Here is a 21,348-nt window from a genome sequence, read left to right as displayed (position 1 = left end):
TTACTTTTAACCAACCAATAAAAAACCCGACTTAAAGTCGGGTCGGATGAATCAAAAGATTCGCTTATCATCACGTGTGCGTTGAGGGATTTTTTCAATCTGTTGCCAGACTGCTTTAGCAATCTCAATATAACTATCAGCTGCATCATCCATTGCAACAACACTCGGCTTACCTTCATCAGCATGCTCACGTATTTGAGCATTTAAAGGTAAACGACCTAATAATGGAATATGGTATTGTTCGGAAAGCTTATCACCGCCACCAATACCAAAAATTTGTTCTTCGTGCCCACAGTTAGAGCAAATATGAGTCGACATGTTCTCGACGACGCCTAATACAGGAATGCCAACTTTATTAAACAACTCAATTCCTTTGGTGGCATCCAATAAAGCAACATTTTGCGGAGTCGTCACAATAATTGAGCCAGTCACAGGAATACGCTGTGCAAGTGTGAGTTGAATATCGCCTGTACCTGGCGGCATATCAATCATCAATACATCTAAATCTGGCCAAAGTGTTTGATTAAACAATTGCATTAGAGCACCTGTTGCCTTCGGTCCACGCCATGCGACAGGTGTATTGTTATCACCAGTGAGATGTCCAATAGAAAGTACAGCCATACCGTATGCATCTAAAGGTACAAAATTTTCACTTTCAATAAGAGGTGTTTTGCCAGCATTACCTAACATGGTTGGAATACTTGGGCCATAGATATCGGCATCTAATACCCCAACCTTGAGTCCCATTTTTTGTAAGGCAAGCGCTAAATTGACCGTAGTGGTCGATTTACCAACACCACCTTTACCAGATGAAACCAAAATAACGTTCTTAATTCGCGGATGAGCTGGAACATCTCTTTGTTGAGGCGCGGCTTTTTGAATCGGTGGATTGTTTGGATCAGGTTCAGGCTTAGTTGAAGCATCAACTACCGGTGGTAAGTCCGGATTTTCTTTCGGCGCTTTAGATGAACAACCTTGACCTGCGCTTTCTTGTGCTGGGCGCTTTTGCTGAACTACGTGCAAATTAAGTTCTTCAATACCACACTTTTCTAAGGCATCGGCTAATTCATCATGAATTTGCTGCAAATGCTCTTTTTCATCAGGAAATGCATTAATGGTGAGTTGTAGAACTCGACCTTGCACCTGAAGCTGACTAATGCGCTCTTTTAAGGCATCTTTGGAATGGGGTAGCAAATAATTTTGGAGTACGGTTTGGATTTCATCTTCTTTCACTTCTTGTGCCGGTGAAAAAACAGACTTTAATGAAGAAAGCCAAGACATATTGTTTACTCCAAAAACAGATCATTACAGCTTATTGGAGCTAGTGTAACAGTATTGGTCCGTACTCGCTCAACTCGAAATGAATAATTGCTAATTTTAAAGCCTCAACATTTGAGTGAGCAGTACGGATTTTAGTTTAAATCAGCTTATTCAGCAGAATCGTGATTTTTTAACTTATTCAGCTTATCGGTTGCTGTTTTCTTCAATTCATCAAACTTTGCAGTTGCCTGCGTTTTCAATTCATCAAGTTTTGATGCAGCTTCTTCCTTCAATTCTGCGGCTTTGGCTTTAGCATCATCAAGCTTATGGGCCGCTTCAGTACGTAAGTGATCAAACTTATCTTGCAGACTATGCTGAGCATCATCAAGTTTGCCTTTCAAATCAGTGGCTTTATCTTCAACAGCATCTTTTGCAGAAGCCTGTTTTTCTTTTACATTGTCCTTCAAATCATCCAAGGCTTTTTCACCTTGTGCTTTTGCATCTGCTGCCTTTGACTTTAATTCATCTACTTTATCTTCAACAGCATCTTTTGCAGCGGCCTGTTTCTCTTTAACATTTTCCTTTAGGTCGTCCAAAGCTTTCTCACCCTTTACTTTTGCATCTGCCGCTTTTGCCTTTAATTCATCTAATTTATTTTCAGTAGTCATCGTTGTTATCCTCATCGTTAATTAAAAAAATTACCTGAAGTAAGTTAATAGTTATACATCGTTATGACTTATTTTCTGACCGTAACTGCAATTTGAAACAAAGACAATACAGGAAGATTCAAATATTTTTTGATTTGTTTATCTTTTCTAAAGAGAAATAACTTTTAACTTAAAATATGTTTTGCTTCCCCTTGCTTCTAGCCAAAGATTATTAATCTTTGCTTATCCAACTACTCAAGCTTAGCTCTTGTCTTGCACTCGTCCCCCTTATGAAGCAATCCTTCTCATGCTTTGTTTTTCTTCACTCATCAGTTAAAATCTTCCACCTTATAAATACGAATGAGAGAATGAGATCCGTGCGTAAAATTTTAGTCACTAATGCCCTCCCTTATGCGAATGGTCCAATTCATATGGGTCATTTACTCGGTTACATCCAGGCAGATATCTGGGTTCGTGCCATGCGGGCAATGGGTCATGATGTGACTTATGTGTGTGCGGACGATGCTCATGGTACAGCGATTATGCTACGTGCTGAAGCGAATGGTATTAGCCCAGAAGAGCAAATTGCGAATGTTCAAAAAGAACACATTCGTGATTTTGACGGTTTTGGCGTTCATTTCGATCATTACGATTCAACACATAGCGATGCAAACAAAGCACGCTCAACAGATATCTACATTAAAAACCGTGAAGCTGGAAATATTGCAGTTCGCCCTGTAACTCAATTATTTGACCCAGAAAAAGGGATGTTCTTATCTGACCGTTTCATTAAGGGTACCTGCCCGAAATGTAAGTCAGAAGATCAATACGGCGACTCATGTGAAGTGTGTGGTACAACTTATAATGCAACAGAGTTACTTAACCCGCGTTCAACTTTAAGTGGTGCAACACCAGTTGAAAAATCATCAGACCACTATTTCTTCAAGCTTCCAAACTTCTCTGAATATTTACAAAAATGGACGCGTGATGAAGGTCGCTTACCACTTTCAATTGCGAACAAGTTAGATGAGTGGTTTGAAGCTGGTTTAGCAGACTGGGATATTTCTCGTGATGCACCATATTTTGGTTTTGAAATTCCAGACGCACCAAATAAATATTTCTATGTGTGGGTAGATGCACCAATTGGTTATATGTCTAGTTTTGAAAACTATATCAAAACTAAACGTCCAGACTTAAACTTTGATGATTTCTGGAAAAAAGATAGTCAAAACGATGTTTATCATTTTATTGGTAAAGACATTGTTTACTTCCATGCTTTATTCTGGCCTGCAATGCTTGAAGGTGCGAACTATCGCACTCCAACAGGCTTGTTCGTAAATGGTTTCTTGACTGTAAATGGACAAAAAATGTCTAAGTCACGTGGTACTTTCATTAAGGCCGAGACATATTTACAGCATTTAAACCCAGAATATTTACGTTACTACTTTGCCTCTAAACTTTCAGATAAGGTTGAAGATTCTGACTTGAACCTTGATGACTTTGTTCAAAAAGTAAATTCAGACCTAGTCGGTAAAGTCGTCAATATTGCTAGCCGTTGTGCAAAATTCGTCAATAGTAGCTTTAACAATACTTTATCTGCTGGATGTACAGAATCTGAGTTAGTACAAATCTTTATTGATGCAGGCGATTCAATTGCTAAAGCATATGAAGCACGTGAATTCTCTACGGCGATCCGTGAAATTATGGCGCTTGCTGACCGTGCAAACCAATATATTGATGAGAAAAAACCTTGGGCACTTGCTAAACAAGAAGGTCAAGAGCAACAAGTTCTTGATGTATGTTCTGTGGGTATCAACTTATTCCGTCAACTCGCAGTGTACTTGGCTCCAGTTCTTCCAACTTTGGCAAAGCAAGTTCAAGATTTCTTAAAACTTGAAAGCTTCGATTTCGAGTCACGTAAACAAATTCTTGTAAGTCATGAGATTGCACAGTTCCAGCCATTGATGCAACGTGTTGATCCAAAAGCTGTTGCTGCAATGGTCGATGCTTCTAAAGAGTCTTTAGGTGCCCCTGCTCCACAAGCAACTAAAGCTGCGAAAAAAGAGAAATCTGCCGAAAAAAAAGCAACTCCTGCCCCAGCAGTGGGTGAAGCTGAAATTATCGGTATTGAAGATTTCTTAAAAGTTGACTTACGTGTTGCTCAAGTACTTGAAGCGGGTACGGTTGAAGGCTCAGATAAATTACTTCAACTGACGTTAGACGTTGGTGAAGCTGAACCACGTAATGTGTTTAGTGGTATTCGCAGTCAATATGCGCCAGAAGACCTAAAAGGTAAGTTGGTTGTCATGGTGGCTAACCTTGCACCACGTAAAATGCGTTTTGGTATTTCAAACGGAATGGTACTTGCTGCTGGAAATGGTGAAGGTATTTTCATTATTTCACCAGATAGCGGTGCAAAACCTGGCGATAAAGTTTCTTAATTTGCCTTAATAAAAAAGCTCCCTAACTTGGGAGCTTTTTTAACTATAAATTTTCTAGAAACATCTATAAGAAGATTTAAATTATGTCCATGGCCGCCCTTCACAAGGGTTACTAAATAAAACGTGTATATTCCCCAACTCTTCATTTGTTAAATAGCCATTCTTATTTTCATCTAAATAATGAAATAGCTCTGTTTGCTTATTCTCTCCCTGAAAACGCTTATCCGTAGGCCAGTTATACGGGTAGAAATCTTGGACACGTTCAAATTCTTTTAAGCTGTACATTCCATCATGATTTAAATCATATTTTTCCTGAAAAAGCTTCCAATCCAAGGATGCAGGCTCACATGCACTTACTACATTTAACATACAGTAAGTGATGCAAGCTGTGAGTAACTTAATAGTTGGATTGCTCATGATTATTGGCTTGTAAATCGGAAATCTTGTAATCTTTTTCATGAACAGGTGTACCAACAATGCTCATGGTCCGCTCATTTGCTGGTTGTGGCTTACTCATTGTTTTCATCTCACACCCTGTAGTTAAGATGAGAAAAACTACAGAAATGCTCACCATTAGTTTTTTCATAACGTGATCCTCATTTCTTTTTGTTTTATTTATTAAGTTACCACTTTTTAAATATTTAAGTATAAAAAAAGATATTTCAATTTGTATATATTTTACTCAAAAATAAAGCCAGACTTTAAATAGCTGGCTTTGTATTTTTTAGATATTTTAATTAAAGGCTTATCATTTGAAGAAAATTAATTTTAAACCCAATAAACTCACAATGCTTCCAGCCACTCGGTCAACGCCAGTTTTTGCTTTTAAGTACATTGTTCTAGGCTTCTCTGAAGAGAGCAGCATTGCAACACATGAATACCACCCTGCATCAATCATAAAACAAATCACTGGCAATGCAACGTAGTAGTAATTTGGAATTTCTTTTGGCAATAAAGCAGTAAATACACTCGCTAGAACGACTGCAATTTTCGGGTTGCTTAACTGGGTAATCAGGCCATAACGATATGCCTGTTTATAAGTCATTTTTGATTTGCCATCATTTTCCATGGCAATTGGTTCTTTAGCGTGTTTAATAATTTTAAAAGCCAGCCAAAGCAAATACAGCCCACCACCAATTTTTAAGATTAAATAAGCAGAAGGCACTGCTAATAAAACTGCCTGCAACCCCATAACAGCTAGAAAACCAAAAAGAGCTGCGCCTGTACCTGTACCTAAAGCTGTAAACAAACCATGTTTACGTGATTTAGAAATTGAATTTTGTGCTACGTAAATAAAGCTTGGCCCAGGACTTATTGCTCCAAGCATCAATGCCATCGCAATTGAAAAAAGAGGAATAAGGGACTCAAACATTGTATTGACCTAGCATTACGCAATTGCGCGGTATTCTAACAGCTTTTTATGTCACATATAAAAATGGAAAACATATAAATGATGAAAATTGAATTTTCATGTTTTTACAATTTATATCTTCACAACGGACAAAAATGTCCGTTAAATATATCGGTCTTTAAAACTCTCAAAACCAAGAACATGAGTACCCGCCAAAAAATTGCTGCCCATAATCGGGATGAATTACTCAATGCTGCCGAAGAATGTTTTCGTATTCATGGCATTAATGTCCCCTTACAGGTTGTGATTGACCATGCAGGTGTAGGTAGAGCAACTTTTTACCGCAACTTTTGTGATCGTAAGGCTTTAATTAGCGCCCTTTTAGAGCGTGCAATTACACAGTTAGAGCAAAAAGCAGCTCATTTTCAACAATTCGAAGATGGTTTATTTCGTTTAATTGAAGGACATATTGCACAACTTCCTAAGCTTGCAATTTTGCAAGATTTTTGGAGAGTGATTGATCGACAAGATCCAATTATGTTAAAAATTTATGAACGGCGAAATAATGCACTTAAACCACTGATTGAAAATGCCATAGAACAAAAACTGTGTCGAGCTGATCTCACTGCCAATGACTATGCAATGGTCACTGCAATGTTAGGTTCTTCATTTCAAGGACATGAGCCAGAAGAACAGACTCGCTTAGCAAAACGAGCAATTGAATTACTATTTAATGGTATTCAAGTACAAAAATTCGAGGGATAGAATGAGTAAAACGCCTCGTTATTTAGAAACACCACCCGACTGGACACCAGACGAGCAACCGACTTTGCCTGGTTCACCAGCAGCGATTGCACACTCTGTACCTAAGCGGTTTATTTACTTTTTTATTGGTTTATTTATCGCCCTTTCGGCAAGTTTAAGTAATGGTTTTATTACGGCAAATTTACCTTTAATTCAAGGTGAATATGGACTGACACCTTCTGAAGCTGCTTGGCTCCCTGCTGCTTATGTCATGGCAAATGTCAGCTCAAACCTGATTTTGTTTAAAGCCAGACAACAGTATGGCCTGAGAGTATTTTCGGAAATAGGACTGGTTATTTTTATTGCTGTGCTGGTTTTACATATTTTTGTTCATACCTACGAAATGGCCCTGTTTGCTCGAGTTGTAGCGGGTTTAGCGGGAGCACCTCTCAGCTCTTTAGGTATGTATTACACCATGCAAGCTTTTAAAAAAGCAGATATGGCAAAAGGCATCTATATCGCTTTCGGTTTTCAACAATTAGGGGTTCCCGTCGCTTGGATTATTTCTCCATTTCTTGTCAGTACAGACAGCTGGTCTGTTCTTTACACCTTTGAGCTAGGTTTAGCACTTTGTTGTTTAGCCATGGTTGTTTCATTGAAACTACCACGAAGCTTACGTATTTATGTATTTGAGAAGCAGGATTTCTTTACCTTTGCTTTACTGGCTCCTGGTTTTGCATGCTTATGTATTGTGCTTACACAAGGCCCAATTTTATGGTGGTTTAACAGTGAATGGCTTGCTTACGTTTTAATTGCTGGCTTTAGTTTGGTTGTTCTTGGTTTGCTCTATGAACACTATCGTGCCAATCCATTAATTATGACACGTTGGTTAGGTACTGCTTCGACCTTGCGTTTCATTTTTGGTGCTTTTGCTATTCGACTTCTAATGTCAGAGCAAAGCTATGCTGCTGTTAACTTCTTAAAAGCTATGGGAATGGGGCCTGATCAGTTTGTACCTCTTTATGTAGTGATATTCATCGGGATTTTAAGCGGAACGCTGTTTAGTGCACTGACTTTTTCACGTGAACGAATTATCTTCCACTTACTTTTCGCAGAGTTCTTAATTCTGGTTGCATGCGGACTAGATTACCACTTAACCAGTGATGTTCGGCCTGTGAACTTCTTTGCAAGTCAGTTCTTAGTAGGCTTCGCAGGTGGTTTATTTATTGGACCTTTACTGCTCATTGGTTTCGCACAGACTTTGGCTAAAGGCCCTTCGTATGTGGTGACTTTTATTGTGCTGTTCTCTGCAACTCAAACCTTTGGTGGTCTGGTCGGGTCTTCTTTCTTCTCGACCTATCAACAACACCGCACACAGAACTATCAAGTCGAGATTATTAAAGATTTAGAACAATCAGATCCGTTAGTTTCTCAAAGGCTCTCCACCTATCAACGTAGTGCAACCATCACAACAAATGACCCAGCATTACAAACGACTCAGGCCATGCGCACACTCAATCAAGTAGTCACCCGTGAAGCCCAAGTGCGCGCCTACAATGATGTTATTGCGTTAAACGGTATTTTTGCTATCGCACTGCTCTTATGGGGTGGATTTAACATTGCGCGTAGTAAATATCTACAACGTAGAGGAATTAGCCGTCCTTAAAGGCTTTTGTTATTGATGAAATAGAAATTGAGATTGATATATGTCAGATGATCAAAACAAACCGGAACAATCACCTGCTCAGGTTCCTGCCAACGAGCCAACACCTGCACCTGCACCTGCAAGTAAATTGATTCCGACAAAAAGCTCAACTCTGTTCTGGATGTTGGGAGTCCTTATTATCGGTATTTTAGTAATTTTATGGGCATGGAGAATTGGTCCTTTTGCAACGAGTGTCCAGCAAACTGACAATAGTTATGTCAAAGGTAAAACCACTGTTTTATCTTCACAAATTAATGGCTACATTAAAGATGTATTAGTCAAAGACTTTGATCACGTTAAAAAGGGTCAAGTGTTAATGCACATTGATGCAACCACTTATGACCAAAAAGTAACTCAGGCAGCTTCTGGGGTTGAACAAGCTAAAAATACTTTAGCCAACCAAACCCAATCCATTGCTCAGAAGCAAGCTGATATTGTGGCGGCGCAAGCTAAAGTCGATCAAGCAAAAGCTCAATACGAACTCTCTTTAGCTCAGCTTAGACGTTACCAACAGCTAGGAAATAGTGGTGCAGCCTCTAAATCTGAGCAAGATAAAGCCGCGGCCGATGCTGAAAATAACCTTGCAGCACTTAAACAGGCAGAAGCGAATGTTTTAGTTGCTAAAGAGGCTTTGAAAACCGCACAGGTCGCAGAAGCTGGCTTAGAAGCACAAGTTTCAAGTGCTAAAGCACAGTTAGATCAAGCACAGACCACCAAAGACTATAGCGTTATTGTTGCTCCAATGGATGGTCAACTGGGTGAAGTAAACCCTCGTGTTGGACAATATGTCGCGGCAGGCTCACAGTTACTCTACTTAATTCCACAGCAAACTTGGGTGATTGCTAACTTTAAAGAAACCCAAATTGCCAATATGCGAATTGGTCAAAAAGCATGGTTTACTGTCGATGCCATGAACCACAAAAAATTTACAGGCCATGTTGAGCAAATCTCACCTGCTGCAGGTTCAGAGTTCAGTGTGTTAAAGCCAGACAATGCGACAGGCAACTTTACTAAAGTTGTGCAACGCATAGCTGTACGCATCACCATAGACCCGAATCAGGAAGGAATGGAACACTTACGCCCTGGTATGTCAGTAATTACTTCTGTCGATACAAGTTCTTAATCAGCTTTTTAAAGTTCTCTTTAAAAAGCTACAATGTGATCATTCATTATTTTTCTCAATTTCTAATGTTTGATCACATTGCCCAACCGATTTCCTACCAGCACATTGAACTCCCCTCATCTGTTCATCTCGACATTAAAAGGATAGATCTAATTCATCCTCAAATTTCGGGCAATAAATTTTTCAAACTAAAATACAATCTGCTTGCCGCAAAACAACAAGGTCTATCAACTATTTTGACTTTTGGTGGGGCTTATTCCAACCATATTGCTGCAACTGCTTATGCAGCTCATCTTTTTGGCTTACATAGTATTGGAATTATTCGTGGTGAAGAGTTAGCGAGTAAGCCTCTTAACCCCACTTTGGCAAAAGCCCAAAGTCTGGGAATGCAGCTACATTTTGTCTCACGCAATGAGTATCGCTTGCGAGATGACGCAAATTATCTTCAAAAGCTAGGTCATCAGTTTCCTGAAACTTTTATTATTCCAGAAGGCGGCACCAATCAGCTAGCAGTTCAAGGTTGTCAGGAAATTCTTAGTGAGTATGATTTAGAGCAATACGATGTGATTTGCTGTGCAGTGGGAACCGCCGGAACGATTTCAGGTCTTATTGAAAGGAGTTCAGCACATCAAAAAGTTATGGGGTTTTCGGCTTTAAAAGGTGACTTTTTACAACAAGAAATTCAACAGTGGACTAAAAAACAGAATTGGTCTCTGACAGATGCTTATTGCTGCGGAGGTTATGCCAAAACGTCACCTGAACTATTTGCATTTATTGAGAGTTTTGAAGCGAAATATGCCGTGCCTCTTGAACCGATCTATACGGGAAAAATGATGTTCGGTCTGTTTGACCTTATAAAGAATCATTACTTTCCTGAAGGAACTCGTATTCTGGCTATTCATTCTGGTGGTTTACAGGCAGATATAAGAAATAAATCGCACCAATAATTTACTCATTTTAGTTAAGGTTTTATCTACGGCAATAAATGTCTTTAGCACGAGTAAGTGCTGACATGGTAGTATATGCCCCTTTTTAATTTTCACGATTAATCGAGAATCTCTTATGTCTAACAGTCATGTCGATGTCATTGTCTTAGGTGCAGGCGCTTCTGGACTCATGTTGGCTGCACATGCTGCTAAACGAGGGCGCTCGGTTTTAATTTTAGAAAAAGCCAACAAAGTTGGTAAAAAGATTTTAATGTCGGGCGGTGGGAAATGTAACTTTACCAACCTCTATGTAGAGCCTGACAACTATATTTCTCATAATCCACACTTTGTCATTTCTGCCCTGTCACGCTATAGCAACTGGGACTTTATCGGTTTGGTATGTGACTACAAAATTGCATATGAAGAACGAAAACACGGGCAATTATTTACGCTAAACGGCGCTAAAGAAATTTTAGAGATGTTGGTGAGTGAGTGTAATAAAACCAACAATGTTGAAATACAAACCCATTGTGAAGTTGGGCAGATCGATCCATTAGAACAAGGCGGTTTTTCTGTACACACCAAACAAGGTCGTTTTAGCTGTGAGTCATTAGTCGTTGCTACAGGCGGCTTATCCATTCCGACTTTGGGTGGTTCTGGATTTGGCTATGAACTGGCACAAAAATTTGGACATACAGTTTTCCCTACCCGTGCTGGTTTAGTTCCATTTACTTTTTCAGATCATATTAAAGAAGTCACCACACGCTTAAGTGGTAATGCTTTAGATGTGACTTTAAGCAACTCAAAAAATAGCTTTACTGAAGCGTTATTATTTACCCATCGTGGTTTAAGTGGACCAAGCTCCTTACAGCTTTCTAACTATTGGAATACTGGAGAAAGTTTTAAAATTGACTTTTTTCCAAGTCAAGATTTAACAACTTATTTAAAAGACAAAAAGAAATCACAGCCGAAAGTTTTATTGCGTACCCTTCTGAATGAATTTACCGCGAAAAGTATTGTACAAGAGCTACAACAACTCATATGGCCAGAGCATAGCAAAACGGCGATTGGTAATATTAGTGATGCACAGCTAGAGCATATTGCCGAGCAGTTACATGGTTTTTCGGTTAAACCATCTGGCACTGAAGGATACCGTACTGCCGAAGTGACCTTAGGTGGAATTGATACAACCGAAGTTTCATCTAAAACACTCGAAAGCAAAAAGCAGAAAGGACTGTTCTTTATTGGAGAAGTACTTGATGTAACCGGCCATTTAGGAGGTTACAACTTCCAATGGGCTTGGTCTTCTGCTTATGCAGCAGCACAATATGTTTAAATGCGGAATAAGCTAATTTGCTGCTTTAGACTCACTTGGTGATTTTTCAGCATCACGTGTATGCGTTGTTGCCTGTTTTGATGAGTCAGATTTGCTAAATACAAATTTATAAGCACTTGCTAAAAAACCAACGGTAATCCCAGCAATTACAACAGGTGCTAAAAAACGACCAGGTTTTTTCATCGTATTTTCCTCACTTATTTGTTTTTATAGCTGTCAAAGACAGAACGACCACTCATATAGAGTGGTCGAACTTATCACAAAAATCAAAGATTTTTTGTACGGTTTATCTGAAAATTAGTTCACTCACTAAATTTCATCATTTTCCCCCGTAGAGCCAAATGGTTTATTTACAGGTGGTTGTGCTGGGTTTACCTGTGCAGAATCTGCTGGTTTTGCATCAGATGGAACCGCTGACGGTGGAGTTGTCGTAGTTGATGAAGTTGGAGTTGAAGACGTACTCGCTGTTGTTGTAGTAGGTGGTTGATATAAAGGATTTGGATGATTTGCTTCTTTTTTCGCTTTATCAAGCAAATCAGATAGCAATCTTTCTGCTGGTTGGCGACCACCCAAACCAAATGCAAGTGCGAAAGCAACTGCAACTGCGCCTAGAGTTAAACCAAATGCAAGGTTCACAATCGAATCAGCAATACCCATCGCTTTTAAACCAAGCGCAAGAACTAAGCCAATAATTAAAACACGGACCAAACTACCTAACCAACGCGAACTGTTATATTCACCGCGTTGAACTACGTTCGCTACAACATTTGCAAGCCAGAAACCAATCACCAAAATCACAGCGCCCAATAGAATGTTTGCACCGAAATGGATAAACATTGCAATTAGACCACTAATCTGTTCAAAACCAAGACGGTCAGCAGCTTCAGAAACTGCAAAGAGCATCGTAAAGAACACAATTAACCAGCCAACAGCACCAGAGACTTTAGTTTGACCTAAAAAGCGTTGTACATCTAATTTTGCTGGAATTTCATCAACACCTGTTCCTGCAATAAGTTCAGCAACCAAGCGTCCAACAAAACGAGAAACAATATAAGCAACAAGTAGAATTAAACCAGCAGCAATAATATTCGGAATCGCTTGCAAGATTTCATTGAGCATTGCTGTCGCTGGTTGAGAAATGGTTTGAATACCCAAAGCTTCAAATGCCACAATCAATGTCGTAATGATAATAATGGCAAAAACAAATGAACCTAAGAATTTGCCTACATTTGAATTTTTGAAAAGACCAATTTTTTCAGCTTGAGCTTGAACACCTAAGCTATTGATTAGACCTTCAACAATACCACGCACAATTTTTGCCAAGATATAACCAACAAAAACGATGACACCAGCAATGAAGATATTTGGTAAGAAGGCAATCGCCTCATTCACCATGTTTTGAACAGGAATAAGTAAACCTGTTAATCCCAAGATTGACAGAACAATAGGAAGGAAAAGTAATAGTACAAGCCAGTAAAGAATTTCACCGATATTCTGACTGATTCCTCCTACACCTACTTCACTACTTAATTTATCATCAAGTTGCGTTCTAGATAGCACATTGGTGATCCCTGCTCGCACCAGTCGAGCAACAATCCAGCCAATAAAGCCCACCACCACCGCAGCAATAATATTTGGAATGTAAACAAGTACCTGATTCACCATATTGCTAAATGGACCACTTACTCCACTAATGTTGAGTACATTTAAAGCAGCAACAACAGCAAGAATCAAAATAAACCAAAATATGACTTTGGAGACGAGACCTTCTATATTGGGAGTACGCCCTGTAGCTGAAGATAATTTGGCATTGGTATTTAATTTTTGCAGAAGTTTTTTTACCCCTGCTGCTACCACTAAAGCGATTATCCAGCCAACCAGTAAGATGACAATTGCAGCCAAAATAGGATGAAACTGATCCCAGTAATACATCGCATCAAACTGAGCGCCGCGAGGCCCATTAAAAAATTCATTCATATTGTTATGTCCTCAATTGTTATGTTCTTTTCAGTGTTATCAATAAATGAAAAACACCAGTTCGTTGTAAAAAATGACGATAAATGCGGTCTATGTCACCTTATGTTTTGAATATTTTTCAATCAACAACCTTCTGCATAAATACAACAAATTGATGCAAAAGATTGCAAAAAAAGCCTTCAGGGCACATCCTAAAGGCTTTCTATCAAGATATACTGTTGGGCTTACTATCCTTTGTAAGTCTTCAAATCAGGACTACCCATCATGACATGTGGTGTGGTCTCATGTTGAAAAGCTCCTTCTTCTTTAGGCGTTTTGCTATGATCAGCAACCATGTAGACGATGAGTGCAATAAGAAAAAGCCCAACAATAATTAAAATATAAACTGGCAATCTTCTTTTTTTCGCAGTTTCTTCAGGACTCGTCACATGAGGTGGTTTTGAAAAATCATGCATCTTCTTTCCCCTCTTCTATTATCATTAACTTTATAATCATCATAACAATTTGATTTGTTGCATTGTGTGAAAAAGCATTATGCGTAGGTGACTAGGTTTGCAAAACTCTACTTTTAAAATAATAAATTTAGTATAAAATTTAGCCACATTAATTTTGACTATTAAAAATATAATCTCATTTTATTCATCACCTTCTTTAAAACTCGATTTGTAATACAATATGTTTTAGCGCTTACTTTTTATAAAATAGGCTATAATAAGCCCCCTTGTTTTAAAGCTACTCAATTTTATGATGTATCGTCAGCAAAGCGTAACTCTTGATCTCGACACTGACGTCACACATCAATGTTATTTGCATCAAACAAGAGATGAGCATCTCATTGGTATTATTGAATTTAATAAACCAAGCTTCCAGTTAAAATGGGGTGATCTTGAGTATTTCCGTCGCCGTACCGAAGAGTTCTCGGTCATGCCATTCCCTGAATGTGTTAATGCGATGATTGTTGATATTCGTAATATCAATGTATTTCTGGATAATGAAGTCCCGATTTTACCGTGGCGTTTACTTGAAGAAGACTGCCCTGTTCGCTTGGTTGTTCCTCAAGATCGTCTTGAATATTATGCAGGTCTGTTTGAACCAACTTGGCTTTCAACAGATGTCGACAGCGCGATTTCAGAAATTCGTGAATTTATGGATATGTTTGTCCATTAATAAACATATCCATAAAAGTTTTCTTAAAATATTTTATTTTCGGTTTTTACCAATAATTTTCTACCGCAATATTTCCTTCACCACGACGATTCATTGTCAAACCACGGCGTTTTAAAGCCTCTTTGGTATCATCAACCATTTGTGGGTTTCCACATAACATGACGTGACTAGTTGCTGAGTTAAGTTCCGAACCTGCTGCTTTTTCTAACTCACCATTTTCGATTAAAACCGGTAAGCGCTCATGCAACGGCGCTGATGAGTCTCGGGTAATAATAGGAATAAATTTAAAGCCGTTATGCCCTTCCCCAAACGTTTCAGCAATCTCTTGAATACGATCGACATATGCCAATTCATCTGCCGTACGGACGCTATAAACCAAATTAATCTTTTGATAATTAGACCAAGTTTCAAAGTCTTGTAGCATCGACAAAAATGGAGCCAAACCTGTACCTGTTGCTAATAACCATAAATCATGCGGTAAAGGTTGCTGATAACGCGCCAAAGTCAGGTATCCATAGGGAATTTTTTCTAAATATAGCTCATCACCGACTTTCAAATGCTGTAGATTCGAAGTGAAAGCACCGTCTGGTACAACAATTGAGAAGAACTCTAGCGTTTCATCAAATGGAGAAGACACCACCGAATAAGCACGAACAACAAGTTCGTCACCTACCTTTAAACCTATACGCGCAAACTGACCTGCGGTAAATTTAAAATGCGAAGGGCGAGTCATGGTAAAGCTGAAAAGTGTTGGGGTCCAACGATGAACTGATAAAACTTTTTCTACGCTAAATTTTTCAATTGACATGATTTCAACGTGGCATGAAATAGTGCGCTCATGTTAGCATGACAGCCGAAATAATGAATACTTTTAAACGTTAAGGCTTTTTAAACATGCGGATGACATTACGCCAGTTGGCTGTTTTTGTAGCAGTCGCCCAAGAAGGAACCGTTACTAAAGCCAGTGATGCGGTCAGACTGACGCAAAGTGCAGCTAGTATGGCTTTAGCCGATTTAGAAGACGGCTTAGGTGCTCCTTTATTTGATCGTTTAGGTAAGCGCTTACAGCTTAATGATCTTGGACGTTTTTTACTTCCTCAAGCATTAGAAATATTAGGACGTTGTGAAGCATTTGAACAAGCTGCCAAGGGTGAATTACAAAGTATCGATTTACGTATCGGTGCGACTTTAACCATTAGCGACTACTTAATGCCTGATTTAATGGCTAACTTTTTACAACGTCATCCGCAAGCACATTTACAACTTCAAGTGGGCAATACACGCCAAATGATTGAAGCAGTAAATCAGTTCCAACTAGATTTAGCTTTAATTGAAGGTTCTTGTCACTTACCTCAACTCCAATGTATTCATTGGCGTGATGATGAGTTAGCAGTATGCTGTTCACCAGATCATCCTTTAACTCGTTTAAATCGTCCACTTACGCCTCAAGATTTTCATGATGTAGAATGGATTTTACGTGAAGAAGGATCTGGTACGCGTGAAGTCTTTGATAATGCAATTTTGCAAGATCTACCAGATGCAAACATTCGCTTAACGCTTGGTCATAATGAAGCAATCTTGAAAATAGTGGCAGGTGGTTTAGGGATGTCTTGTATTTCTAGATTAGCGATTGAACCTTTAAGTGAGAAAGGTCAACTCGTTATTTTAGATACACCATTTTGGCAACTGACCCGTCCGCTTTATATGCTGGTACATCGCCAAAAATATCAAGGCCCAGGACTTAAAGCATTTTTAAAATTCTGCGATGAAGATCAGGCTTAAAGCCTGATCTTCTAATGCCATCGTGAATCATTTTCACATGGCTCACCGTCATGATCTCCATCCATTTTAGTGTTCGGGCAATTTCTTACAAACCAACGTGCCTCTTCTAAAGAATGCATTTGCGAACAATGCTCACGCCCATCACAATGAAAAGCCGATGTTTCATCATTTACTCGTTTCGGAGCTGGGGCTGTTTGAGAAGCAACTGTTTGAGGAGTAAATGCTAAAGCCTTTTTCGTTTTCTCAGAAAGTTGTATATCTGGCAATTTACCCAAAGCTGCACGCTGTTCCTTAATAATCTGCTTCTGTTGCTGTATTAATAATTGTACTTTTTCATGTGATGCACGCTGCTGAGCCTGTTGACGATAGTGCAATACAATAAAAGTCACACACGCAACAACAACCAAGATGCCAACGATAAATATACTGATGTACTCACGTGAACTCAGCTTGAATTTGCTGCGTTTAATTTTTCCCCGTTGAACCATATTTCCCCATTCTTTATCTTATTATTCATTTTTAAGAAAATTAAGGGAAATTAATATCTCCCTTAATTCTAAATCACTTAATCTTTCTGAACGCATCAAAACAATTGTCTAGTACATTCATTATTTAAGTGTTTTTAATATATTACATCTAACTCATTATTAACGTCGGAAATTTGACAATAACTCACTCGTGATCGCTTTATTGTGATCCGCAATTTTATTTTTTTTGGTTTTCGCAGGATTCGTGTCAACACGCTCAATTTTGATCGCTTTAAATTTCCCTTGATTGTCAGCCGCAAGAAATCTCACTTTCTCATTTCTTTTCGGCTCACCTTCTGATGCAGGAAAGTCAGAAATATGAAAGAAAATATCTCCTTCAGTGGTTGAAATAAAACCAAACCCCTTATCGGCGTTATATTGTTTTACTCTTCCAATATAAAACTCTTGTTTCATGATCTTTCCCCTATTTTTCCTATCCAATCGTTGCTGTAAATAAAAAGAGACTTTCAATTCCGCTGTTAAAAATACGGTTTGATGAAGTCTCTTTTTTATGACTATTTCAAAAATTAATCTTTTTGAACACTACCAAAAATCTTGTCACCAGCATCGCCTAAACCAGGAACGATATAACCTTGTTCATTTAAGCCATCATCAATAGATGCGGTATAAAGCTGAATGTCAGGATGTGCTGCCTCAACTTTTGCAATTCCTTCAGGAGCTGCAACCAATACCATAACACGGATATCTTTACATCCACTTGCCTTTAACACATCAATTGCAGCAACCAAAGAGTTACCTGTTGCCAGCATTGGATCGATAATCATTGCAATACGGTTAGCCACATCTGGAACTAGCTTTTTATAGTAAGTACGTACTTCCAAAGTCTCTTCGTTACGCTCAAGACCTAATACACTTACCTTTGCACTTGGAATCAGATTAAGCACGCCATCAAGCATACCAATACCAGCACGTAAAATCGGTACAATCGTTATTTTTTTACCAGCAATACGCTGAGTAGTAACAGTTCCAGCCCATCCATCAATTTCGCAATCCACAACAGGTAAATCTTTCGTTGCTTCATATGTCAATAACATAGTCACTTCTTGAGCAAGCTCACGGAAATTCTTAGTACTGATGTCAGCACGACGTAATAAACCTAATTTATGACGAATAAGTGGGTGACGAATTTCTTGAATGGCCACAGATGTTACCTAAAAATATAAAAACGTATTTATTATAATCTTTTTTTAACTATCAATAAAAAAAAGCCTCCATATTTGGAGGCTTTTTTGTACACAAGAATTATTGCTGTTGTGAAAGCATGAAATGTAATGGAGATAAAATTTCTGCTTTTAACGCCAAATTAATCATTGGATCTGGATATACACCCAAAATAATCACTAATGCAGCAGCAGCTAATACCATCAAACCACCCACTTTTTGTCCCCAATGTGCATCAGCATCAATACGAGGAGTTTCAGGTGGAGTCATATACATCACAACCATCACACGTAAGTAGTAATACAAACCAATACCACTACCCACAATAATCATTGCAGCTAAGAACCAGTGTTGAGTCGTTACAGCAGCCATAACAACTAAGAACTTACCAATGAAGCCTGCTGTTAATGGAATACCAGCCAAAGATAACATCATGACTGTTAATGTTGCTGTAAGTACTGGACGGCGCCAGAACAAACCACGGTAGTCTGCAAGGCTTTGAGCTTCATCTACGTTGTTATATGGGCTAGACATTAACGCTACTGCACCAAAGGCACCAATAGTGGTTAATACATAAGTCACCACATATACAGTTACGCTACCTAAGCTCGCATATGTCATGCTGATTAAAGCAATTAACAAATAACCAAAGTGAGCAATAGATGAATAACCTAAAATACGTTTTAAGTTCACTTGACGAACAGCGAGCAAGTTACCGACTAAAATTGACAATACAGCAATGATTGTCAAAACAGTCACTAGCGAGTTCACCATGATTGCGCCAGAAGCAAGCAAATAACGTACGAACAAACCAATAGTTGCAACCTTAGCAGCAGTCGCTAAGAAAGTTGCCATTGGAGCTGGAGCACCTGCATATACATCTGGTGTCCATTTGTGGAACGGTGCAAGCGATAATTTGAATGCAACAGCGAAAATAATAAGTGCTAAACCTAATAACACCATTGGCTGTTTGATTGCGCCAAATAAAGCTTGAACAGAATCATAGAATGAAAGCGAACCAGTGTAAGCGTAGATATACGCCATACCCATCAACAACATCGCAGAAGCTGTTGCAGAAAGTACAAGGTACTTAATACCCGCTTCAAGCGATTGGCTACGTTGATATGTATACGCAAGTAAGCCGTATACAGGAATCGACATTAACTCAAGGCTAATGAAGAAAGATGCATAGTGAGAACTTGCAACCATCAACATTGCACCTGCTACAGAAGCAAGTAACAAAAGATAGAGTTCTTCACGGTTGTCTTTATAAGTCTCGATGTAAGCATGAGACAAAGTACAACAAGCCAATGATGCAACTAAAATCATGAACTGATAGAACAAAGTAAATGGATCAACCATAAACATGCCCATCACATTTGCCGGTACAAATTTACCGCCAAACAGTTCTAACAAGATATAAAGTGCAGCAAGGTTTAAACCGACAACAGAAGTTGTTGCGATTAAATTATGGTTACGCTTAATTGAAATAAGCAACATGACGACGACTGTTGTCAAAGCAACAATCATCACAGGTGCTAATGGCATAAGCGTAGAGAATGATACTGTGAAGTTCATGATTATTGGATCTCCACATGGTCAAGTTGAGTAGCTGTTTGCTGAACAGTTTCAACGACTTCTTGTACTGGCACATAACTATTGACCAACCACTGCATACTTGAATGAGATACATCCAAGAATGTTTGTGGGAAGATACCAAGCCAAACGAGACCAATCGCACAAATCATCAAAATAACAACTTCACGAGCAGATAAGTCTTTTAATGGACTAGTGTAATGTTGCTTTTGTTCAGGGTTTGGCTCACCAAATAAAGCACGGTGAATCAAGATCAAGCCATATAAACCTGCAAATACAAGGCTGATAGAAGCAAGAATCGTGAAGGCAGGATATTTATTAAATGAACCCATCAAAATCAGGAATTCACCAATAAAGTTACCTAAACCTGGCACACCAACAAGAGCAGCTACGAAGAACATTAAGAAGAATGGTAAGTATTGGAGTTGACCACGAAGACCACCCATCAAACGCAAATCACGTGTATGCAAGCGCTCGTAGATTTGACCAGACATAATGAACAATGCAGCAGATGACAAACCATGTGCCAACATCATGATCATTAAACCTTGGAAGGTCAAAATATTACCTGCATATATTGCAAGTAAAATGAAGCCCATGTGTGAAATCGACGTATACGCAAGTAAACGTTTCATGTCAGTTTGCTGGTAAGCACACCAAGCGCCGTAGAAAATACCAATCAAACCGAAAATAATTGCAATATCTGCAAACTGTGCAGAAGCTGCTGGGAAGAATGGAATTACAAAACGGAGCAAACCGTACGCTGCTGTCTTAATCAAGATACCAGCCAAGTCTACAGAACCCGCTGTAGGAGCTTGAGCATGCGCATCTGGTAACCAGCCGTGCAATGGGAAAACTGGTAACTTCACTGCAAAACCAATAAAGAAGCAGATCATGAAACCATACGCGAAGCCAGCAGGTAAACGATTCGCTACAGCTAATAAATAGTTGTAATCAAAACCGATCATACCAGTCATCATGTAGCCATAGACCACAAGGCCAAGGATACCGATTAACATCACTAAACCAGCGATTTGCGTATATAAGAAGAACTTAGTTGCAGCGTAAACACGTGAACGGCCGTTTGAACCTTTATGACCCCATAACGCAATCAAGAAGTAGATTGGTACAAGCATCATCTCCCAGAAGAAGAAGAATAGGAACAAATCGATTGCTAAGAACACGCCAATAACGCCACCTAAACTCCATAATAAGTTTAAGTGGAAGAAACCAACGTTCTTTTGAATCTCGCCCCATGAACAACCAACAGCAAGTACACCAAGTAAAGCTGTTAACAACACCATGAGTAAAGACAAGCCATCCACTGCTAAGTGAATGCCAATACCGAGAGATTTAATCCACGGTAAATAGAACTCAGCTGACCAAGTTGGGACTTTTGAGCCCAACTCGTACGTATAACTACCACTTTGCCAAAGTGCAAGACCTAAGCCCAAAGTAATGAGCATACCGATTAAGGCAATCCAGCGTGGCAAAGTTTTGTCGAGTTTATCGACTAACCAACAAGCAAAACCTGCAATGAACGGAACAAGGATCAGCGCGGGTAAAATTAAATTGTTTTCCATT

General features: G+C 39.0%; 22 protein-coding genes. 8 read left to right on the top strand and 14 right to left on the bottom strand.

The genetic code is table 11. The annotated features are described in order from the left end of the window. Window positions 1-51 precede the first annotated feature (51 nt). Together apbC and ACLCEG_RS16560 are read right to left on the bottom strand one after the other, a co-directional pair. Window positions 52-1,281 (bottom strand): iron-sulfur cluster carrier protein ApbC, encoded by a 1,230-nt coding sequence (apbC, locus tag ACLCEG_RS16565; RefSeq protein WP_216133819.1) that lies wholly within the window; start codon window positions 1,279-1,281, stop codon window positions 52-54. 146 nt (window positions 1,282-1,427) lie between these two features. Beyond that, the gene (locus tag ACLCEG_RS16560) at window positions 1,428-1,928 is read right to left on the bottom strand and encodes a hypothetical protein (protein ID WP_004703453.1); all 501 of its coding nucleotides are present in this window, start codon (window positions 1,926-1,928) and stop codon (window positions 1,428-1,430) included. A gap of 356 nt (window positions 1,929-2,284) precedes the next feature. On the opposite strand from ACLCEG_RS16560, the gene metG reads away from it, so the two are divergent. Next, on the top strand, window positions 2,285-4,348 hold the full coding sequence (gene metG / locus ACLCEG_RS16555; RefSeq protein ID WP_216133818.1) for a methionine--tRNA ligase: 2,064 nt from the start codon (window positions 2,285-2,287) through the stop codon (window positions 4,346-4,348). 81 nt (window positions 4,349-4,429) lie between these two features. Here the strand turns inward: metG and ACLCEG_RS16550 are convergent, their stop codons facing one another. The 3 genes from ACLCEG_RS16550 to ACLCEG_RS16540 all read right to left on the bottom strand — a co-directional run bounded on the left by ACLCEG_RS16550 (window position 4,430) and on the right by ACLCEG_RS16540 (window position 5,720). Continuing rightward, the gene (locus ACLCEG_RS16550) at window positions 4,430-4,765 is read right to left on the bottom strand and encodes a calcium-binding protein (protein ID WP_086496331.1); all 336 of its coding nucleotides are present in this window, start codon (window positions 4,763-4,765) and stop codon (window positions 4,430-4,432) included. Continuing rightward, window positions 4,746-4,934: an NF038215 family lipoprotein gene (locus ACLCEG_RS16545; protein ID WP_019457069.1), complete on the bottom strand. Its 189-nt coding sequence runs from the start codon at window positions 4,932-4,934 to the stop codon at window positions 4,746-4,748. The genes ACLCEG_RS16550 and ACLCEG_RS16545 overlap by 20 nt, the downstream gene beginning before the upstream one ends. 162 nt (window positions 4,935-5,096) lie before the next feature. Then, window positions 5,097-5,720, bottom strand: coding sequence for a LysE family translocator (locus tag ACLCEG_RS16540; RefSeq protein WP_049066979.1), 624 nt, complete (start codon window positions 5,718-5,720; stop codon window positions 5,097-5,099). A 180-nt stretch (window positions 5,721-5,900) separates the two neighbouring features. Here ACLCEG_RS16540 and ACLCEG_RS16535 point away from each other — a divergent pair, with 180 nt between their 5' ends. The 5 genes from ACLCEG_RS16535 to ACLCEG_RS16515 all read left to right on the top strand — a co-directional run bounded on the left by ACLCEG_RS16535 (window position 5,901) and on the right by ACLCEG_RS16515 (window position 11,533). Further along, the gene (locus ACLCEG_RS16535; RefSeq protein WP_004703463.1) at window positions 5,901-6,464 is read left to right on the top strand and encodes a TetR/AcrR family transcriptional regulator; all 564 of its coding nucleotides are present in this window, start codon (window positions 5,901-5,903) and stop codon (window positions 6,462-6,464) included. Window position 6,465: 1 nt separating this feature from the next. Further along, on the top strand, window positions 6,466-8,109 hold the full coding sequence (locus ACLCEG_RS16530) for an MFS transporter (protein WP_174740009.1): 1,644 nt from the start codon (window positions 6,466-6,468) through the stop codon (window positions 8,107-8,109). A gap of 40 nt (window positions 8,110-8,149) precedes the next feature. Further along, window positions 8,150-9,271 carry an HlyD family secretion protein gene (locus ACLCEG_RS16525; protein ID WP_410568377.1) on the top strand — a complete coding sequence of 374 codons (1,122 nt, stop codon included), beginning with the start codon at window positions 8,150-8,152 and terminating at the stop codon, window positions 9,269-9,271. A gap of 65 nt (window positions 9,272-9,336) precedes the next feature. After that, window positions 9,337-10,218 carry a 1-aminocyclopropane-1-carboxylate deaminase/D-cysteine desulfhydrase gene (locus ACLCEG_RS16520; RefSeq protein WP_151741210.1) on the top strand — a complete coding sequence of 294 codons (882 nt, stop codon included), beginning with the start codon at window positions 9,337-9,339 and terminating at the stop codon, window positions 10,216-10,218. Window positions 10,219-10,333: 115 nt separating this feature from the next. Beyond that, window positions 10,334-11,533, top strand: coding sequence for an NAD(P)/FAD-dependent oxidoreductase (locus ACLCEG_RS16515; protein WP_410568375.1), 1,200 nt, complete (start codon window positions 10,334-10,336; stop codon window positions 11,531-11,533). A gap of 12 nt (window positions 11,534-11,545) precedes the next feature. Here the strand turns inward: ACLCEG_RS16515 and ACLCEG_RS16510 are convergent, their stop codons facing one another. The 3 genes from ACLCEG_RS16510 to ACLCEG_RS16500 all read right to left on the bottom strand — a co-directional run bounded on the left by ACLCEG_RS16510 (window position 11,546) and on the right by ACLCEG_RS16500 (window position 13,965). Then, on the bottom strand, window positions 11,546-11,716 hold the full coding sequence (locus tag ACLCEG_RS16510) for a hypothetical protein (RefSeq protein ID WP_410568373.1): 171 nt from the start codon (window positions 11,714-11,716) through the stop codon (window positions 11,546-11,548). 126 nt (window positions 11,717-11,842) lie between these two features. Further along, on the bottom strand, window positions 11,843-13,510 hold the full coding sequence (locus tag ACLCEG_RS16505; RefSeq protein ID WP_019457075.1) for a mechanosensitive ion channel: 1,668 nt from the start codon (window positions 13,508-13,510) through the stop codon (window positions 11,843-11,845). Window positions 13,511-13,737: 227 nt separating this feature from the next. Further along, on the bottom strand, window positions 13,738-13,965 hold the full coding sequence (locus tag ACLCEG_RS16500) for a hypothetical protein (RefSeq protein ID WP_004703475.1): 228 nt from the start codon (window positions 13,963-13,965) through the stop codon (window positions 13,738-13,740). Window positions 13,966-14,257: 292 nt separating this feature from the next. Here ACLCEG_RS16500 and ACLCEG_RS16495 point away from each other — a divergent pair, with 292 nt between their 5' ends. Beyond that, entirely contained in the window at window positions 14,258-14,677 is a 420-nt protein-coding gene (locus ACLCEG_RS16495; RefSeq protein ID WP_171057774.1) for a hypothetical protein, read from the top strand. A gap of 46 nt (window positions 14,678-14,723) precedes the next feature. Here the strand turns inward: ACLCEG_RS16495 and ACLCEG_RS16490 are convergent, their stop codons facing one another. Continuing rightward, window positions 14,724-15,485: a ferredoxin--NADP reductase gene (locus ACLCEG_RS16490; RefSeq protein ID WP_304591754.1), complete on the bottom strand. Its 762-nt coding sequence runs from the start codon at window positions 15,483-15,485 to the stop codon at window positions 14,724-14,726. 86 nt (window positions 15,486-15,571) lie between these two features. Here ACLCEG_RS16490 and gigC point away from each other — a divergent pair, with 86 nt between their 5' ends. After that, window positions 15,572-16,459 carry a LysR family transcriptional regulator GigC gene (gigC, locus tag ACLCEG_RS16485; protein ID WP_004703480.1) on the top strand — a complete coding sequence of 296 codons (888 nt, stop codon included), beginning with the start codon at window positions 15,572-15,574 and terminating at the stop codon, window positions 16,457-16,459. 11 nt (window positions 16,460-16,470) lie between these two features. Here the strand turns inward: gigC and ACLCEG_RS16480 are convergent, their stop codons facing one another. From ACLCEG_RS16480 to nuoM, 5 genes are all read right to left on the bottom strand, one after another. Beyond that, window positions 16,471-16,947, bottom strand: coding sequence for an excalibur calcium-binding domain-containing protein (locus tag ACLCEG_RS16480; protein ID WP_410568371.1), 477 nt, complete (start codon window positions 16,945-16,947; stop codon window positions 16,471-16,473). Between the two features lie 159 nt (window positions 16,948-17,106). Then, entirely contained in the window at window positions 17,107-17,400 is a 294-nt protein-coding gene (locus tag ACLCEG_RS16475) for a cold shock domain-containing protein (RefSeq protein ID WP_004703483.1), read from the bottom strand. A gap of 113 nt (window positions 17,401-17,513) precedes the next feature. Next, complete coding sequence (upp, locus tag ACLCEG_RS16470; protein ID WP_004703485.1) at window positions 17,514-18,149, bottom strand: uracil phosphoribosyltransferase; 636 nt, start codon at window positions 18,147-18,149, stop codon at window positions 17,514-17,516. 100 nt (window positions 18,150-18,249) lie between these two features. Further along, entirely contained in the window at window positions 18,250-19,746 is a 1,497-nt protein-coding gene (nuoN, locus tag ACLCEG_RS16465; protein WP_002050422.1) for an NADH-quinone oxidoreductase subunit NuoN, read from the bottom strand. 2 nt (window positions 19,747-19,748) lie between these two features. Further along, window positions 19,749-21,347 carry an NADH-quinone oxidoreductase subunit M gene (nuoM, locus tag ACLCEG_RS16460; RefSeq protein ID WP_410568370.1) on the bottom strand — a complete coding sequence of 533 codons (1,599 nt, stop codon included), beginning with the start codon at window positions 21,345-21,347 and terminating at the stop codon, window positions 19,749-19,751. Window position 21,348: the final 1 nt, after the last annotated feature.

Origin of the sequence: Acinetobacter sp. H1(2024) (genome assembly GCF_046557555.1) — a bacterium.
GTDB classification, from domain to species: domain Bacteria; phylum Pseudomonadota; class Gammaproteobacteria; order Pseudomonadales; family Moraxellaceae; genus Acinetobacter; species Acinetobacter seifertii.
The sequence above is the reverse complement of the archived record's forward strand: the minus strand, read 5'-3'. Positions and strand labels throughout refer to the sequence as shown.